The organism is Saccharopolyspora sp. 7B (genome assembly GCF_020177435.1).
Classification (GTDB): domain Bacteria; phylum Actinomycetota; class Actinomycetes; order Mycobacteriales; family Pseudonocardiaceae; genus Saccharopolyspora_C; species Saccharopolyspora_C gregorii.
In genome coordinates, this window is record NZ_JAIUKC010000048.1 from 20,860 (window position 1) to 37,288 (window position 16,429).

Sequence of the window (16,429 nt, forward strand, 5' to 3'; positions counted from 1 at the left end):
AATCCCGCTGCCCGGCGTCAGTCTGGTCCGCACCGCGCCGCCCGACCAGCGCGGTCCCACCGATCCGACGCCTGGAGGCGCGCATGCCGACCTCGCACCACGGCCCCGCCCCGGAATCCGCCGCGCCGGAGGCCACGAGCGCCGCCGGGTTGCGCCGGAGCGTCGCCGCCGGCGCCGTCGGCGTCTTCGTGCACTGGTTCGACTGGGCCGCCTACGCCTACCTCGCCGACACCGTCGCCACCGTGTTCTTCCCCGCGGAGAACAGCACCACCGGGCTGCTCGCCGTGTTCGGCGTGTTCGCGGTGTCGTTCGGCATCCGCCCCATCGGTGCGGCCGTGTTCGGGCCGCTCGGCGACCGGATCGGGCGGAAGCGGACGCTGTCGTTGGTCATCTTCCTGATGTCCGGGGCGACGCTGGCGATCGGCCTGCTGCCCGGCTACGCGTCCATCGGGATCGCCGCGCCGGTGCTGCTGGTGGTGCTGCGCCTGGTGCAGGGCTTCGCGGCCGGGGGCGAGTTCGGCAGCGCGGCGAGCTTCCTCGCCGAGACCGCGCCGCGCCGCCGCCGCGGGTTCGGGGTGAGCTGGCTGGAAGTCGGCTCGCTGCTGGGGTTCCTCGCCGGGTCCTGCGCGTTCCTGCTGCTGTCGGTCGGGCTGGACGAGGGGCAGCTCACCGGGTGGGGCTGGCGCATCCCGTTCCTCATCTCCGCGCCGCTGGGCGTCATCGGCTTCATCATCCGGAACAAGATCGAGGACACCCCGGAGTACCGGGCGCTGGAGGCCGCGGACACCGTGCCGCGCAGCCCCGCGCGGGAGCTGCTGCGCACCCACCGCCGGGAACTGCTGCAGGCGGCCGGGCTGATGACGGCGATGCACGTGCCGTTCTACGTGGTGCTGACCTACCTGGTCACCTACGAGACCGATCACCTCGGGCACTCGGCGGGCAACGCCGGGCTGCTGTCCACGGCGATCTCGCTGCTGGGCCTGGTGCTGGTGCCGCTGTTCGGCGGGCTCTCGGACCGGGTGGGGCGCAAACCGGTGTTCATCGGGGCCACCGGTGCGTTGCTGGTGCTGGCGACGCCCGCGTTCCTGCTGATGCGGACCGGGCTCGTCGGGACGTGGATCGCGGGGCTGCTGCTGGGCGCGTGCCTCGCGGCGATCCTCGGTACCTACGCGGTGTGGTCCGCGGAGATCTTCCCGACGCGCACCCGGCAGAGCGGCCTGTCCATCGGCTACAACCTCACCGCCGCGCTGTTCGCGGGGACGGTGCCGTACGTGCTGACGGTGCTGATCTCCGCGACCGGCAGCACCCTGGTGCCCGGCCCCTACATGATGATCTTCGCGGTGGGCGGGCTGGTCGCGGCCCTGACGTTGCGGGAGACCTCCGGGACCGCGCTGCTGCGCGCCGAGGACCTCTCCCCCGCCGGCGAACCGGACGCCGAACCCGCCCGCATCTGACGAGCAGATGCGGTGCAGCTGCAACGACTGTTGGACAGAACTCACGGCGTCTTCGAGGATTTTCCCGTGGCAGCGGGAAGAACTCGCGACTGCCGGTCGAAGGAGGTCGAGATGTCGAGCGAACGGACCGAGGTGGTGGTCGTCGGCGCCGGCCAAGCGGGCGTGGCGATGAGCGAGCACCTCGGCGAACAGGGCGTGCCGCACGTCGTCCTGGAACGGCACCGCATCGCCGAACGCTGGCGCACCGAGCGGTGGGATTCCCTGGTCGCCAACGGGCCCGCGTGGCACGACCGCTTCCCCGGCATGGAGTTCGCCGGGATCGGCCCGGACGAGTTCGCCACCAAGGACCAGGTGGCCGACTACTTCGCCGACTACGCCGCGAAGATCGACGCGCCGATCCGCTGCGGCGTCGAGGTCACCTCGGTGCGCAAGAACGCCGGCGCCCCCGGGTTCCGGGTCGAGACCTCGGCGGGCTCGATCGACGCTCGGTTCGTGGTGGCCGCGACCGGCCCGTTCCAGCGGCCGGTGATCCCGCCCGTCGTGCCCGCCGACGCCGGACCGGTGCAGCTGCACTCCAGCGGCTACCGGAACCCGGAGCAGCTGCCCGAGGGGCCGGTCCTCGTGGTGGGGGCCGGTTCCTCGGGCGTCCAGATCGCCGACGAGCTGCGCCGCTCCGGGCGCCGGGTGCTGCTGTCCGTCGGCCCGCACGACCGGCCGCCGCGCCGGTACCGCGGCCGCGACTTCTGCTGGTGGCTGGGCGTGCTCGGCCTGTGGGACGCGGACACCCCGCCGCAGGGCGCGAAGCACGTGACCATCGCGGTCAGCGGCGCGCAGGGCGGGCGCACCGTCGACTTCCGCGCGCTGGCCCGCACCGGGATCGAGCTCGTCGGCATGACCGAGTCCTACGTGGACGGTGCGTTGCGCTTCGCGCCGGACCTGGCCGCGAACATCGAACTCGGCGACGCCCAGCACCTCGCGCTGCTGCGCGCCGCGGACGAGCACGTCGAGCGCAACGGGCTGGACCTGCCTCCGGAACCGGAGGCGCACGTCCTCGGACCGCTGCCCGCCGCCGCCACCGATCCGCTCCGGGAGCTCGACCTGGCCGAGGTCGGGTCGATCGTGTGGGCCACCGGCTTCGCCGCCGACTACGGCTGGCTGCAGGTCGACGCGTTCGACGAGAACGGACGCCCCGACCAGCGGGGGGGCGTGTCCGCGGAGCCCGGCATCTACTTCCTCGGCCTGCCGTGGCTGTCGCGGCGCGGGTCGAGCTTCATCTGGGGCGTGTGGCACGACGCCCGCTACGTCGCCGACCACATCGCCACCCAGCGCGGCTACCTCGCACAGCACGCCGCCGCGCTCGCCACCGGCCACGAGAGCTGACCGCCGCTGCCCGCCGGGCGGCGGACCGGCCGCCGACCGCCACAGGCAGCGGTCCAACGACACCGCGAAGGAGCCGACGATGACCCACCACCCGCCGATCGTCGCGGGCGGCCACACCCGCATCCGGCCGTTCAACACCCGCGACACCTATCCGGAGCAGGACCTGGACAACGACCTGTGCCAGGCCGTCGTCGCCGGGGACACCGTGTACGTGCGCGGGCAGATCGGCCAGGACCTCGACACCAGCGAATCGGTCGGCATCGGCGACGCCGCGGCCCAGGCCGAGCAGGCGATGGCCAACATCGCGATGCTCCTCGACGAGGCCGGGGCCCGGATGGAGCACCTGGTGAAGCTGACGATCTACCTGGTGGACCCGCGCTACCGGGAGGCGGTGTACCGCACCATCGGACGGTGGACCCGCGGCGTGCACCCCATCTCCACCGGCGTGGTGGTCTCCGCGCTGGCCCGGCCGGAGTGGCTCGTCGAGATCGACGCGATCGCCGTGCTCCCGGGAGGTGCCCGGTGACGTTCTCCGTGCTCGGCACCGACGGCCGCGGTGCCGTCGGGATCGCCGTGACCTCCTCCAGCCCCGCAGTCGCGGCCCGCTGCATCCACCTGCGCGCCGGGGTCGGCGGTGCCTCTTCGCAGAACGTGACCGATCCGCGGCTGGGCCCGGCGCTGCTGGACGCGCTGGAGTCCGGGTCCGGGGCGCAGGCCGCGCTGGACTCGGTGGTGCGCGGGCACGAGCTGGTGGAGCACCGGCAGCTCACCGTGCTGGCACCGGGCGGCGACGGCGCCGCGCACTCCGGGTCCGCGTCGCTGGGCGTGCACCGGCACCGCGTCGAGCCGGGCGTGGTGGCCGCCGGGAACATGCTGGCGGCGCCCGAGGTCGTCGACGCCGTCGCCGAGTCCTTCGCCGCATCGACCGGCGAGTTGGAGCGGCGGCTGCTCACCGCCCTCGAAGCGGGCCTGGCCGCCGGTGGCGAGGCCGGTCCGGTGCACTCGGCGGGGCTGTCCGTGGTCCGCGAGGTGTCGTGGCGCGAGACCGACCTGCGCATCGACTGGAGCGACTCGCCGATCGCGGATCTCCGCGACCTGCTGGAGATCTGGCTGCCGCAGCGCGACGACTACGTGACCCGCGCGCTCGACCCGACCGCGGCGCCGTCCTACGGCGTGCCGGGGGACGAGCGGTGAGCGGCGCGAAGCAGGCCGCCGGGGCCACCGTCACCGCGGACGCCGACCGGCTCGTCCGGCTCTCCGAGCAGCTGCACGCCCACCCGGAAACGGCGTGGCAGGAGCACCGCTCGGCGCGCTGGGTCGCCGAATCCCTGTCCGAGGCCGGTTTCGACGTCACGCCGGGCTACCTCGGGCTGGAGACCGCGTTCCTGGCGACGTTCGGCAGCGGCCCGTTCCGGCTCGGGTTGTGCGCCGAGTACGACGCGCTGCCGGGGCTCGGCCACGCCTGCGGGCACAACCTGATCGCCGCGATCACCGTCGGCGCGGCGCGGGCGCTGGCCCCGCTGGCCGATTCGGCGGGCCTGACCATCGAGGTCTACGGCACCCCGGCCGAGGAAGGCGGCGGCGGCAAGATCGAAATGCTGGAGCGCGGCGCGTTCGCCGGACTGGACCTGGCGATGATGGCGCACCCCGCGCCGGTGGACGTCGCGGAGGCGGAACCGTTCGCGGTGTCGCACTCGCACGTGTCCTACCAGGGGAAGGCGGCGCACGCCGCGGCCTACCCGGAGCAGGGCGTCAACGCGGCCGACGCGTTCACCGTCGCGCAGGTCGCCATCGGGCTGCTCCGCCAGCAGCTCCCGCACACGGTGCGGGTGCACGGCGTCCTCACCAACGGCGGCGAGGCGCCGAACGCGATCCCGGCGCGCACCGAAGGCCGCTGGTACGTGCGGGCCGAGAGCCTGGACGAGCTCGCCGAGACCGAGGAGAAGGTGCGGCGCTGCTTCGAAGCGGGCGCGCACGCCACCGACGCCGCGCTGGAGATCGTGCCGGAGAGCAAGCCGTACGCGGAGTTCCGCACCGACCGGCCGGCCTTGGACGCCTACGTGCGCAACGCCGAACGGCTCGGCCGCCGCAGCGACCCGAACCCGGTGGCACGCCGGATGAACCGCGCGTCCACCGACATGGGCAACGTCTCGCAAGTGGTCCCGGCGATCCACCCCTACGTCGGGATCGGTTCGCTTCCCGCGCTGAACCACCAGCCCGAGTTCGCCGCGCACTGCGTCGGCGGCGACGCGGAACGGGCCCTGCTGGACGCGGCCACCGCGCTCGCCTGGACCGCCCTCGACGTGGCGTCCTGACCAGTCGACCGCACGCCGGGGCGGATCTCCGGAAGATCGCGGCCGAAGGCGAGCAGTCGAGGGAACTCCTCCCGCGCAGCGGAAATCCGCAGCTCGCCGGAGGCGACTCGCCGTCGGGAACGCGTCAGATCCCGCGCCCGGAGGCGCCCGGCTGCTAGGTTCCGCGCATCTCGACCGCGATCTCCAGGGAGCGACACGATGGCCCACCGCCGGACCGGACTCGCCAAACTCGGTGCCGCCGCCGCGATCGGCGCCACGCTGGCCGGCGGGGTCACCGCCGTCGCCTCGGAGTCGGCCGGCACCGAACCGGCCAACCTCGGGCGGGCCAAGCTCGCCGTCCAGGACTACTACGGCGACCGGGTGGACTCCGACGGGAACCACCACGCCACCGAGGGCAGCGCCTGGGACCGGCAGGTCGACGAGGCGGTCGCGCACGCGGAGGGCTACCTGCGGCAGCGGCTCGCGGAGGGCGTGCCGAACCCGGCGATCGTGCTCGACGTCGACGACACCTCGGAGCTGACCTACGGCTGGGAGGCCGACAACGACTTCGGCTTCGACGAGGAGAAGCAGCGCGAGGCCATCGACGACGCCGAGTTCGAACCGATCCGCCAGACCCGGGCGCTCGCGAACTGGGCGGCGGAGCACGGCGTGCGGGTCTACTTCCTCACCGGGCGCGGCGACGACCTGCAGAAGGCCTCGCTGCGCAACCTCGCCGACGAGGGCTTCCCGGAACCGGCCGGGGCGTTCTTCAAGCCGACCACCGAAGCGCCCGAGCACCTGCCGTGCGGGCTGGGCTGCAGCACCGTGGAGTACAAGTCCGCGACCCGCGCCCACATCGAATCGCTCGGCAGCACGATCGTGCTGAACCTCGGGGACCAGCACAGCGACCTGCAGGGCGGCCACGCCGAAAAGCCCGTCAAACTCCCGAACCCGATGTACTACCTGCCCTGATCCTGGGGCGGACTCGGCGGCCCGGCGCCAGTTCCCCGTCAGCGGCGAAGCCGCTGAGCAGCGACCACCAGAGCAGAAGGACCACCCGCGGGCTCAGCGGTTCCCTCGCGAGGGCAGCTTTTTCGCCTGTGGTGGAGCCACCGGTGAAAAAGATCCCGCAACGAGGGAACCGCTGAGGTTCCGCCACCCGCCCCGCGAGCAGCAGAAGCAGGCGCCCCCGCAGATCAAGCGGCTTGGCGCTTCTTCTCCTGCTGCTCCTTGTTCGCCTTGCGGCCTGCTTGGATCGAGACCCAGACGACCAGGGCCAGGGTGAGGTAGAGCGCGTAGTCGTCGATCATCAGCACGAAGTCCACGGCGTGCTGCCCGATCCCGTAGCCGAGCCCGGCGACCAGGCCCGCCATCAGCCCGGCACCGATCGCGTCGAAGACCAGGAACCGGACGAGGCCCATCCCGCTGACCCCGGCCACCGCGAACACCGCGGGCGCGGGGATGCCGGGCAGCGCCGCGGCGATGATGACCAGCGGCATCGCCCAGCTCGGCCAGGACCGGACGCGGGCCACGAACCGCTTGCCGAACTCGCCCGGCGCCCACATCTGGATGATCTTCTCGCCCCAGCGGCGTCCGGCGAGCCAGAACAGCCAGTCGAACTTGACCATGCCGAACACGCCGGCCGCCACGACCAGCCACAGGTCCAGCTCACCGATGCGGGCGAACGCGGCACCCGCGCCGATCGCGGAGAGGCTGCCGGTGACCGCGCTCAACCCCAGCGGGTGCGAGGCCAGCAGTAACGGGCGGAACGGCATCGAGCCGAGCATCAGCAGCACGACGCCGAACGTGGCGAACACGAGGAACTTGTCGCCGCGCGACATCGGGTGCTCCCACGGCATCGCGTCGCGCCACTGCTGCTGAGCTTCGGCGAGCTCTTCCGGCGTGTAGTCCTTGCTGCGCCAGCGGAGGCGCTTCTTCGCGGCGGGCGCGGCGGCCCGGTCCTCCGCGGTCGCGCCGGTGGTAGCGGTCGTAGCGGTCGCGCCGGTCGCGGTGGCTGCGCCCGCCCCCTCGGCCGCGTCCCCGTTCGGCCCGGGCTGCGCGCCCTCGTGGTCGATGCCGGTCATGTCTCTCCCTCTGGATGGCTTGCCCCCTCGACGAGAAGAGGAGGTCGTCTGCCGTGCGGTCCCGGGTGGCCCGGGCCGTCGCGAATCGGCGAACCGACCAGCGCGCCTCGTCCGGGAGCAGTGTCCAACCATGCCGCAGCGGCACGGAAAGCCTCCTGGCCCGAGGTGTGTCCGCGATCACCCCGGGCGCGGGATGCGCGGCGTCGCCTGGGAGCATCGGCGGCGGACTACGGGAGGTTCGGACGTGGACGACGCACCCGCTCCGCTGGGAGCGCGCTACCCGGTTCCCGCCGGCCAGATGCTGCTGCACCGCTCCGGTCGCGGCGGCCCGCCCGCGGTGTTCCTGGCCGGTGGCGGGATGTCCGGGCTGCACGGCCTGCGCTTGCACGAGCGGGTCGCCGAGTTCACCACGAGCGTGCTGGTGGATCGCCTCGGCCTCGGCTGGAGCGATCCGGTGGAGCTGCCGCGCAGCGGCACCCGCGTCACCGACGACCTGCGCGCGCTGCTGCGGGTGGCGGACGTGCCGGGGCCGCGCGTGCTGGTGGGGCATTCGCTGGGCGGGCTCTACGCGCGGTTGTACGCGAAGCGGTTCCCGGACGAGGTGGCCGGGCTGGTGCTGCTCGACCCGACGCCCGAGGAGATCGTGCAGCGCCTGCCCGCCGAGGCCGCGCAACGGCTCCTGGCGTGGACCACCGACGTCGAGCTGCCCGCCGACGGGTTGTCGGCGATGCGGAACGCGTACCGGGCCGCGGTCGGCCGGGCGCTCGCCGACTGGCCCGCGGAGATCCGGGAACCGCTGCTGGCACGGGGGTTCGGCCCGGCCGCGCACCTGCGGTCGCTGCGCGAATCGATGAACCTGCCGGAGCTGTTCCAGGAGGTCCGCGACGCGAGTCCCGACCCGGACCTGCCGCTGGTGCTCGTCTCGGCGATGGGGTCCGACGCGTTCGCCGCGGAGCTCTCCCCGCCGGAGGCCCGCGCCGGTGCCGCCGCGGCCGCCCGCGCCAAGCACGAGCTCTACGCCGACTTCGTCGCCGCGCTCCCCCGTGCCGAGCTCCGCCGCCTGGACGACATCGGCCACTCCGGTCTCGTCTGGTCCCGGCCGGACGTCGCGGCCCGGGCGGTCCGCGACGTCCTGGCGGGCTGATCCGGCATCAGTCGAGGACCTCGGTGCTGGTCTCCGGAGCCCACAGCCAGCAGATCGCGGCACCGAGGAACAGGACCACGACGCAGCCGCCGAGCGCGACGTTCATGCCGTAGGCGTCGGCGACCAGCGGCAGCAGGAACGTGCTCGCCGCGGAGCCGATCCGGCTGGCCGCGACGGCGAGCCCCACCCCGGACGCGCGCAGGTCGGTCGGGAACAGCTCCGGCGGGTACACGAACTCCAGGTTCACCGCGGCGGCCAGCACGAACGCGAACGCGGTGAACAGCACCACCGAGGTGGCCGGACCGCCGGAGAACAGCGTCAACCCGGCCAGCAGCACGCCGCCGAGCACGAACGACCCGATCAGGAACAGCCGCCGCGAGATCCGGTCGATGAGGGCGAGCCCGACGACGGCTCCGGCGAGCAGGAACCCGTTGTAAAGCGCGCCCGCGCCGAGTTCGCCGGTGACGCCGAACGCGGCCATCACCTGCGGCGAGAAGGTGCCGAGGGCGAAGAACGGCACGACCTGGCACACGTAGAACACGGCGCCGACGGTGGTGCGCCGCCGGTGGACCGGGCCGAACAGGGCGCGCAGGCCGCGGCGGCCGGTGCTCGGCGGGACGGTCGGCGGCAGCACGTCCGGGCCGAGGTGGCGGCGCACGGCGGCCGCGGCCGCGGCTTCCCGCCCGTGCCGGACCAGCCACAGCGGTGACTCGGGGATCCCGAACCGGAACCCGGCGACGAGCAGCGCGGGCACCGCGCTGACCACCAGCATGTAACGCCAGGCGTCCGGGCCGAGCCCGGTGAGCAGGAACCCGGCCAGGTAGGCGAACACGTATCCGGCGGCCCAGGCGACGGCGAGCAGGCTCATCAGCCTGCCGCGGTACCGCACCGGCGCGTGCTCGGTCACCAGCGATTTGCTGACCACGTAGTCGGCGCCGAGCACGATCCCCAGCAGCAACCGCAGCACCAGCAGCTGGCCGGGCGTCTGCACGAAGAACTGCGCCAGCGACAGCACCGCGAACACCGGCATGTTCCAGGCGAAGATCCCGCGCCGCCCGATGCGGTCGGCGATCGGGCCGACGAGGACGGCGCCGGCGAACAGGCCGACCAACGTCGCCGCGCCCAGCAGCCCCTTCCACAGCGCGGTGAGGCCGAGCGATTCCCCGGCGGCGGCGATGACGATCCCGATGATGCCGAGGATGAACCCGTCGCTGAACTGCCCGCCGGTGCCGGACACGGCCACCCGGAGGTGGAAGCGGGTCAGCGGCGCGTCTTCGTAGGCGCAGGTCGTGGTGCTCATGCGTCACCTCCGCCGTCGCGGAGCCGACCGGTGGCGGTCTCGTAGCCTTCGGCGGCGGACAGCTCCACCCAGCGGTCCAGCGCGCCGGTCAGGTTCCGCTCCCGGTGCGGGCCGTCCCAGGCCAGGCCGTCGACGCAGCGGCGGGCGAAGGTGGTGGCGGCGGCGGTGAGGTCGTCGAAGGTGCCGGTGAGCGCGTCGAGCACCACCGGCTCCATCACGTTGAGCTCCAGTTCCCCGGCGGCGACGGCGCATTCGACCGCGTGCCCGTGGCCGCGCACCCGGTAGCTGAGCTGCATCACGTATTCGGGGACCACCGGGTTGACCTTGGCGGGCATGATCGACGATCCGGCCTGCACGGCCGGGATGGTGAGGTCGCCGAACCCGCCGCGCGGGCCGGAGGACAGCAGCCGGATGTCGGCGGCGATCTTCGCGGTGGTGAGGGCCGCGCGGGTCCCGGCCGCGGCGATCTCGGCGTACGGGTCGAAGTGCGCGAGCGCGTCGAAGCGGTCCGCGGCGGCGGTGATCGGGCGTCCGGTGAGCTCGGCGAGTTCCGCCGCGCACCGCTCGCCGAACCCGTCGGGCGCGCCGATCCCGGTGCCGACCGCGGTGGCCCCGATCGGCACGGCGTGCAGGCCTGCGGCGGAGTTCTCCAGCCCGGTCGCGACGCGGTCGACGGCGGCCGCGTGGGCGCGGTGGGTGTCCCCGGCGGTGAGGCGCACCGCGTCCTGCAGGCAGGTGCGGCCGAGGTGCGGGGTCTCGTCGAACTCGGTGGCCTTGCGCCGGAACGCGGCGGCGAGTTCGCGCAGCGCCGCGACGGGTTCCGCGACCAGTTCCAGGATGGTCAGCGCCATCGCCGTCGGATAGGTGTCGTTGGTGGACTGCGAGGCGTTGACGTGGTCGTTGGGGTGCACCGGCAGCCCGGCGATCGCGCTCGCCCTGGCCGCGATCACCTCGTTGGCGTTCATGTTCGCGGTGGTCCCGCCGCCGCCGTGCACCAGCGGGGTCGGGAACTGGTCGGCGTGCTCCCCCGCGATGATCTCCTGGCAGGCGGTGCCGATGGCCGCGCACCGGGCCTCGTCGAGCACGCCCGCGGCGAGGTTGGCGCGGGCGGCGGCGAGCTTGACCCGCGCGTAGTGGCGCACGAACGGCGCCAGGTCGCCGAAGGTGCGGCCGAGCGGCGGGAAGTTGCGCACTCCCAGCTCGGTCTGGGTCCCGTAGAGCCGGTCCCCGGTGGTGGTGGTTCCCGCGTCGGCGGTCATCGGCCGTCTCACTCTCCTCGTCGAGGGCGAACTGGTCGCTCGCAGCGCGGTCACGCTAAGCCCGGCCACCCGAACGGTCCATCGGCGTTGTTGTCCCGACAACGCCTGCGAGCAGCTGTGCTGGGAGTTCGTCGAGAATCGCGATAGACGTGTTGTCGCTGCGACAACAGGTGGCAGACTCCGGGGATGGACACCGGAGCGGAACGCGTCGCCGCCCTGCTGCTCGCCTTCGGCGCCGGCGGGGCCGGGAACGACCACGGCGTCAGCGACCTCGCGCGCGCCGTCGGACGGGAACGCAGCCAGGTCTCCCGGATGCTGAAATCGCTGGAGCGCGGCGGGCTCGTCGAACAGGATCCGCAGACGAAGCGCTACCGGCTGGGCTGGACGCTGCTGGTGCTCGCCTCCAGCGCCGGGGACGCCGCGCTGCTGCGCGCCGCCCGGCCCGCGCTGCGCGGCATCGTCGCGCGCACCGGCGAGGTGGCGCTGCTGTCCGTGCAGCGCGGCAACCGGTCGTTCACCGTGCTGCGCGAGGAGTCGAACCAGTCGCTGCGCGCCGGTGGCTGGGTGGGGCGGAGCTCCCCGATGCACTGCACCGCTTCCGGGCGGGCGCTGCTGTTCGACTCCGACGACGACCTCGTCGACGCGCTCACCGAGCAGGACCTGCGGACACCGATCTCCGGTACCGCCGCGCCCCGCGACCTCCCGGAACTCCTGGAGCGGCTGCGGGCCGAACGCGAGAACGGGTACGCGGTGGCCGGTGAGGAGGTCGAGATCGGCCTCACCTCGGTGGGCGTTCCGGTGCGGGACCACTCGGGAACGCTGGTCGCGGCCGTCAACATCTCCGGCCCCACCTCGCGGCTCGTCGGCCGGATCCAGGACTCGGTGCACCGCCTCCGCACCGCAGCCACAACGATCGAAACCGCCCTGTCCCGCCCCTACCGCCCGTAACCCCGGCAGCGAGCAGGCGGCGAAACCTAGCCCCCGCCACCGACGAGCGAAAGAACCCGACGGCAAACAAGCACTTGTCACCGCACGCAGCGGCCCGTGTCCTTTTCCTGTCAGCGGCGCAGCCGCTGAGCCGCCGACCACCAGAGCAACTCGCACCGCCGCGGGTTCTCAGCTGTTCCCTCGCGAGGACAGCGATTTCTCCTGTGGCGGAGCCACCTGTGAAATCGATCCCGCAGCGAGGTAACAGCTGAGGTTCCGCCACCCACTCCCCCACCAAAACGAGCAGAACAAGCCTCCTCAGCAGTTCAAGACTGCGTGGATCATTCCTACTAGTTGTTCTGCTGCTTCGGTGGTGTCGTAGTCGGGGGTGTGCAGGCGTTCGGTGAGGATGCCGCTGACGGTGCCGCCGAGGGCGATGGCGTCGGTGCGGGCGTCGACGGGGGCGTCGCGGGCGCGGGCGGCGGCGTCGACGATGCCGGCGAGCGGGGCCCAGCGCTCGCGGGGGGTGCGCTCGGCGCCGCCGGTGCCATCGGCTTCGATGATCAGCCGCACGTGTCGCGGGTGGTCCCGCAGGTGGCCGAGCGTGGCTCGGACGTAGGCGGCCGGTCCGTCGGCGGCGCCCGCGGTGTCGACGGCGGTGGTGACCGCGCGGTCGAGTGCGGCCAGCACCGTCTCGTGCGCGGCCCGCACCAGGGCGTCCTTCGCGGTGAAGTGGTAGAGCACGGCGGCTTTGGTGATGCCGGCGGCCGCGGCGATGCCGGCCAGGGAGGTGCCCTGGTAGCCGTGCACCGCGATGAGGTCGATCGTCACGTCGATCAGCTGCTCGCGCCGGATCCGCTCGGTCGGGGTCGGTTCGCGGTCCGGGTCCCGCTTGGTCACCACGCCGCGAAGGTTACCGTCCGACCCCGTCCGCTCCACCGTCCGGTTAGGACGGTTCGGTCATTCCTGCCCTGCTGCGGCGAAGAAGTCGACCACGGCGTGCGGCGCGTCGGGTCCGAACATGAGCTCGTAGGCCTCGGCGCCATCGGCCGCCGCTTCGGCGCTGCGGGTGAACATCGCCCGCTCGTGCTCGGCGAGCGCGGTCTCGACGTCGCCGGGGTGCGCGGCGAGGGCGGCGCCGAGCTCGGCTCCGTCGAGCATCGCCAGGTTCGCGCCCTCCCCGTTGGGGGCGGCGAGGTGCGCGGCGTCGCCGAGCAGCGTCACGCCCGGCACCCGCTCCCACCGGTGCCCTACCGGCAGTTCGTGCAGCGGCCGCAGCACGGGCGCGGTGTCGGATTCGGTGATGAGCGCGGTGAGTTCCGGTGCCCAGCCGGGGAATTCGGCGGCGATGCGCGCGGTGGCCGCGGCGGCATCGGTGAAGTCGACGGCGGCGAACCAGTCACGGGGGTGCTCCAACGCCACGTAGGTGTGCAGGGTGTCGCCCCGCTCCCGGTGGGCCTGGATGCCCTTGCCGGGCGCGAGCGCCAGCATCGCGCCACCGCCGACGGCTTTGGCAGCCGCCGGGTGCCGGGTGTCGGCGTCGTGCAGGTAGGTCTCGACGAAGGACCTGCCGGTGTAGCGGGGTTCGGCGCCGGACAGCAGCGGACGCACCTTCGACCAGGCGCCGTCCGCGCCGACCAGCAGGTCCGCGAGGTGCACCGCGCCGTCGGCGAACACCACCTCGTGGCGGCCGTCGTCGCGGGGGCGGACGGCGGCGACCTTGCGGCCCCAGCGGACGGTGCCCTCCGGCAGCGAGTCGAGCAGCAGCCGCCGCAGCTCGCCGCGTTGCACCTCGGGCCGCCCGCCGGTGCCGTCGTCGGGTTCGTCGAGCAGCACCCCGCCGTCCCGGTCGAGCAGCCGCATCGCCTGGCGGCCCTCCAGCACGAGGTCCTGGAACCGCTCCAGCAGCCCGGCGGCGTCGAGGGCGGGCTGGCCGTTGTGGTCGTGGATGTCGAGCATGCCGCCCTGCGGCCGGGAGTCCGGGGACGGTTCGGCTTCGAAGACGACGGCGGGGATGTCGTGGACGTGCAGCACGCGGGCGAGCACGAGGCCGCCGAGTCCTGCTCCGATGATCGTGACGGGGTGGCGCATGGGCGGCTCCTCCTGGACTATGGAATGCCATTCCAATATGGAACGGCGCTCCAGATGTGTCAAGATGGCGGCATGGCCACACGGGAACAGCGGTCGCAGCGGCGCACCGACGGGCTCACCAGGGAACGCATCGTCGAGACCGCCGTCGCGCTCCTCGACTCCGCCGGTGCGCGCGGGCTCACGTTCAAGGCCCTCACCGAACGCCTCGCCACCGGGCCCGGCGCGATCTACTGGCACGTGCCGAACAAGGACGCGCTGCTCGCCGCCGCCACCGAGGCCGTCGTCAGCACCGCCCTCGCCGCGGGCACCACCGCGGCCGCGCCGCGGGAGCAGGTCCGGGAGGTCGCGCTCGGCCTGTTCGACGCGATCGACGAGCACCCGTGGCTCGCCGCGCAGCTGACCGCGGAGCTCTCCCGCAACCCGCGCGGCGCCGTCACACCGCGGATCTACGACAGCTTCGGCAGGCGGGTGCGCGCGCTCGGCGTCCCCGAATCCGGCTGGTTCACCGCCACCTCGGCGCTGGTGCACTACGTGCTCGGCGCGGCCGGGCAGAACGCGGCGAACGCGGTGGCCGCCGATCACGAGGTGGACCGGGACGAGTTCCTCGACTCGGTGTCGAACGCTTGGGAGGCGCTGGATCCGGACGACTTCCCGTTCGCGCGGGCCGTCGCCGACCAGCTGCGCGGCCACGACGACCGGCGGCAGTTCCTCGACGGCCTGGACTTCGTCCTCACCGGCATCGCCGCCGATCGCTGACGCGGGAGAACAGCTCGTGCGGGAAGGCGGCGACCTGCGGCGTCGGGTGCGGGGTCGGACCGCCACCGCGCGGTGCTCGACCTCCGCGCAGTGGCCCTGGAGCGGCCCGCCGCACGGGTCGCCGCCGCGCCGTGACCGCCCGAACCGGATGCGGGCCGCCAGCCCACCGGTGGCCGCGCTCCGGTTTGCCGGAGGCCGCCCGGTGGGAAGCCTGGGCCACGACCAGACCCGGGCGAAGGAGTGCGCCATGTCGCGATCGCTGTGGTGGGACACCGCGCGGCGGCCCGAACCCCACCCGCCGCTGCCGGGCGACCGGCGGTTCGACGTCGCCGTGCTCGGCGCGGGCATCACCGGCTTGACGACGGCGCTGCTGCTGCGGCGGGCGGGCGCCCGGGTCGCGGTGCTCGAAGCGGACCGGGCCGGTTCCGGCGCGACCGGGTCCAGCACCGCGAAGGTGACCGCGCTGCAGTCCACGACGTGCTCCACGATCCGCGCGCACCGCGGTGCCGACGCGGCCGCCGCCTACGCCGCGGTCTGCGCCGACGCCGTCGAGCTGGTCGCCGAACTGGCGTCCGCCGAGGGGATCGACTGCGAGCTGCGGAGGCGACCCGCGTGCACCTACGCGACGAGCGCGGCCGAAGCCGACGAGGTGCGGGCGGAGGCCGACGCCGCCCGGAACGCCGGGCTGCCGGTGGAACTCGCGGACTCCGCCGAGCTGCCGTTCGCCACCGACGCCGCGGTGCGGCTGGCCGACCAGGTCGAGTTCCAGCCGGTCGACTACCTCGCCGGCCTGGCCCGCGCGGTGCACGGCGACGGGTCCGCGGTGTTCGAGGGCACCCGGGTGCTCGACGTGCACCAGGGCTCGCCGTGCGAGGTCGTCACCTCCGGCGGCGTCGTGCGCGCGGACCGGGTGGTCGTGGCGACGCACTTCCCGATCCTGGACCGCGGGCTGTACTTCGCGCGGCTGGAGGCGGAGCGCTCGTACTGCGTGGCCGCCCGCGTCGGTGCGCACGCGCCGCTGCCGCTGGCGATCAACGCCCGGTCGCCGAAGCGGTCGCTGCGGTCGGTCGGCGACCTGGTCGTGGTGTGCGGGGAGAGCCACCCCACCGGCGCGCACGACGGGCACCCGCCGTACGCGGCGCTGGAGGAGTTCGCCCGCCGCCACTGGCCGGTCGACGAGATCACCCACCGCTGGTCCGCGCAGGACCCGACCGCCTACGACCACTTCCCCCTGTGCGGCCCGTACCTGCCCGGCTCGACGCGGGTGTTCGTCGCCACCGGGTTCATGAAATGGGGGTTGTGCGGCGGCACGGCGGCCGCCGCGATGCTGACCGACCGCATCGTGCGGGACCACACCCGGCCGGAGGCGGAGTTCTTCGCACCGCAACGGGTCTCGCCCCGTGCGGCGGGGCGGTTGGCGAAGATGAACCTGAAGGTCGGCGCGGACTTCGTAGGCGACCGGCTCACCGCGGGCCAGGTCGGCTCGGCCGACGAGGTCGCGCCCGGCACCGCCCGGGTCGTCCGGGAGGGCACCGACCTGACCGGGGTGTACCGCGACGAGGACGGCGCGGCGCACGCCGTGTCGCTGCGGTGCACGCACCTGGGCTGCCTGCTGCGGTTCAACGACGACGAGCGGAGCTGGGACTGCCCGTGCCACGGTTCGCGGTTCGACGTGGACGGCGCGGTCCTCGAAGGTCCCGCCGTGCACCCGCTGCCCGTGAAAACGCCGCACCGCTGACC

Annotated in this window: 15 protein-coding genes; 10 read left to right on the forward strand and 5 right to left on the reverse strand. The window is 73.6% G+C overall.

Annotated features, from left to right (window positions below):
• Nucleotides 1-83: 83 nt before the first annotated feature.
• The 6 genes from LCD33_RS09190 to LCD33_RS09215 all read left to right on the forward strand — a co-directional run bounded on the left by LCD33_RS09190 (nt 84) and on the right by LCD33_RS09215 (nt 6,100).
• Nucleotides 84-1,454 (forward strand): MFS transporter, encoded by a 1,371-nt coding sequence (locus LCD33_RS09190; RefSeq protein ID WP_224965833.1) that lies wholly within the window; start codon nt 84-86, stop codon nt 1,452-1,454.
• 111 nt (nt 1,455-1,565) lie between these two features.
• On the forward strand, nt 1,566-2,834 hold the full coding sequence (locus LCD33_RS09195) for an NAD(P)/FAD-dependent oxidoreductase (RefSeq protein ID WP_224962778.1): 1,269 nt from the start codon (nt 1,566-1,568) through the stop codon (nt 2,832-2,834).
• Nucleotides 2,835-2,913: 79 nt separating this feature from the next.
• Complete coding sequence (locus tag LCD33_RS09200; RefSeq protein WP_224962786.1) at nt 2,914-3,360, forward strand: RidA family protein; 447 nt, start codon at nt 2,914-2,916, stop codon at nt 3,358-3,360.
• Nucleotides 3,357-4,028 carry a DUF1028 domain-containing protein gene (locus LCD33_RS09205; RefSeq protein ID WP_224965832.1) on the forward strand — a complete coding sequence of 224 codons (672 nt, stop codon included), beginning with the start codon at nt 3,357-3,359 and terminating at the stop codon, nt 4,026-4,028. The genes LCD33_RS09200 and LCD33_RS09205 overlap by 4 nt, the downstream gene beginning before the upstream one ends.
• Complete coding sequence (locus LCD33_RS09210) at nt 4,025-5,149, forward strand: M20 family metallopeptidase (RefSeq protein ID WP_224965831.1); 1,125 nt, start codon at nt 4,025-4,027, stop codon at nt 5,147-5,149. Before LCD33_RS09205 ends, LCD33_RS09210 begins: the two co-directional genes overlap by 4 nt.
• 198 nt (nt 5,150-5,347) lie before the next feature.
• Entirely contained in the window at nt 5,348-6,100 is a 753-nt protein-coding gene (locus LCD33_RS09215) for an HAD family acid phosphatase (RefSeq protein ID WP_224965830.1), read from the forward strand.
• 224 nt (nt 6,101-6,324) lie between these two features.
• Here LCD33_RS09215 and LCD33_RS09220 read toward each other — a convergent pair whose 3' ends face one another.
• A complete protein-coding gene (locus LCD33_RS09220) occupies nt 6,325-7,212 on the reverse strand; it encodes a DedA family protein (protein WP_224977721.1) in 888 nt (295 codons plus the stop codon).
• 244 nt (nt 7,213-7,456) lie between these two features.
• On the opposite strand from LCD33_RS09220, the gene LCD33_RS09225 reads away from it, so the two are divergent.
• Nucleotides 7,457-8,356 carry an alpha/beta fold hydrolase gene (locus LCD33_RS09225; RefSeq protein WP_224965828.1) on the forward strand — a complete coding sequence of 300 codons (900 nt, stop codon included), beginning with the start codon at nt 7,457-7,459 and terminating at the stop codon, nt 8,354-8,356.
• A 7-nt stretch (nt 8,357-8,363) separates the two neighbouring features.
• Here the strand turns inward: LCD33_RS09225 and LCD33_RS09230 are convergent, their stop codons facing one another.
• Together LCD33_RS09230 and LCD33_RS09235 are read right to left on the reverse strand one after the other, a co-directional pair.
• Nucleotides 8,364-9,656, reverse strand: coding sequence for an MFS transporter (locus LCD33_RS09230; protein ID WP_224963087.1), 1,293 nt, complete (start codon nt 9,654-9,656; stop codon nt 8,364-8,366).
• Nucleotides 9,653-10,915 (reverse strand): lyase family protein, encoded by a 1,263-nt coding sequence (locus LCD33_RS09235; RefSeq protein ID WP_224963090.1) that lies wholly within the window; start codon nt 10,913-10,915, stop codon nt 9,653-9,655. The genes LCD33_RS09230 and LCD33_RS09235 overlap by 4 nt, the downstream gene beginning before the upstream one ends.
• 186 nt (nt 10,916-11,101) lie before the next feature.
• Between LCD33_RS09235 and LCD33_RS09240 the strand changes: the two genes are divergently transcribed.
• Nucleotides 11,102-11,863, forward strand: a complete 762-nt coding sequence (locus tag LCD33_RS09240; RefSeq protein ID WP_224963092.1) for an IclR family transcriptional regulator — start codon at nt 11,102-11,104, stop codon at nt 11,861-11,863.
• 297 nt (nt 11,864-12,160) lie between these two features.
• Here LCD33_RS09240 and LCD33_RS09245 read toward each other — a convergent pair whose 3' ends face one another.
• Together LCD33_RS09245 and LCD33_RS09250 are read right to left on the reverse strand one after the other, a co-directional pair.
• On the reverse strand, nt 12,161-12,745 hold the full coding sequence (locus tag LCD33_RS09245) for a TetR/AcrR family transcriptional regulator (protein WP_224977722.1): 585 nt from the start codon (nt 12,743-12,745) through the stop codon (nt 12,161-12,163).
• A gap of 57 nt (nt 12,746-12,802) precedes the next feature.
• A complete protein-coding gene (locus LCD33_RS09250) occupies nt 12,803-13,933 on the reverse strand; it encodes an NAD(P)/FAD-dependent oxidoreductase (protein WP_224965826.1) in 1,131 nt (376 codons plus the stop codon).
• A gap of 72 nt (nt 13,934-14,005) precedes the next feature.
• On the opposite strand from LCD33_RS09250, the gene LCD33_RS09255 reads away from it, so the two are divergent.
• Both LCD33_RS09255 and LCD33_RS09260 read left to right on the forward strand, forming a co-directional pair.
• Complete coding sequence (locus tag LCD33_RS09255; protein ID WP_224957635.1) at nt 14,006-14,689, forward strand: TetR/AcrR family transcriptional regulator; 684 nt, start codon at nt 14,006-14,008, stop codon at nt 14,687-14,689.
• Nucleotides 14,690-14,936: 247 nt separating this feature from the next.
• Nucleotides 14,937-16,427 (forward strand): FAD-dependent oxidoreductase, encoded by a 1,491-nt coding sequence (locus tag LCD33_RS09260; protein ID WP_224957634.1) that lies wholly within the window; start codon nt 14,937-14,939, stop codon nt 16,425-16,427.
• Nucleotides 16,428-16,429: the final 2 nt, after the last annotated feature.

Coding starts and splice junctions, on each gene's coding strand:
- LCD33_RS09190 (WP_224965833.1), top strand. CDS start 84: ATGCCGACCTCGCACCACGGCCCCGCCCCGGAATCCGCCGCGCCGGAG.
- LCD33_RS09195 (WP_224962778.1), top strand. CDS start 1,566: ATGTCGAGCGAACGGACCGAGGTGGTGGTCGTCGGCGCCGGCCAAGCG.
- LCD33_RS09200 (WP_224962786.1), top strand. CDS start 2,914: ATGACCCACCACCCGCCGATCGTCGCGGGCGGCCACACCCGCATCCGG.
- LCD33_RS09215 (WP_224965830.1), top strand. CDS start 5,348: ATGGCCCACCGCCGGACCGGACTCGCCAAACTCGGTGCCGCCGCCGCG.
- LCD33_RS09220 (WP_224977721.1), bottom strand. CDS start 7,212: ATGACCGGCATCGACCACGAGGGCGCGCAGCCCGGGCCGAACGGGGAC.
- LCD33_RS09230 (WP_224963087.1), bottom strand. CDS start 9,656: ATGAGCACCACGACCTGCGCCTACGAAGACGCGCCGCTGACCCGCTTC.
- LCD33_RS09235 (WP_224963090.1), bottom strand. CDS start 10,915: ATGACCGCCGACGCGGGAACCACCACCACCGGGGACCGGCTCTACGGG.
- LCD33_RS09240 (WP_224963092.1), top strand. CDS start 11,102: ATGGACACCGGAGCGGAACGCGTCGCCGCCCTGCTGCTCGCCTTCGGC.
- LCD33_RS09250 (WP_224965826.1), bottom strand. CDS start 13,933: ATGCGCCACCCCGTCACGATCATCGGAGCAGGACTCGGCGGCCTCGTG.
- LCD33_RS09255 (WP_224957635.1), top strand. CDS start 14,006: ATGGCCACACGGGAACAGCGGTCGCAGCGGCGCACCGACGGGCTCACC.
- LCD33_RS09260 (WP_224957634.1), top strand. CDS start 14,937: ATGTCGCGATCGCTGTGGTGGGACACCGCGCGGCGGCCCGAACCCCAC.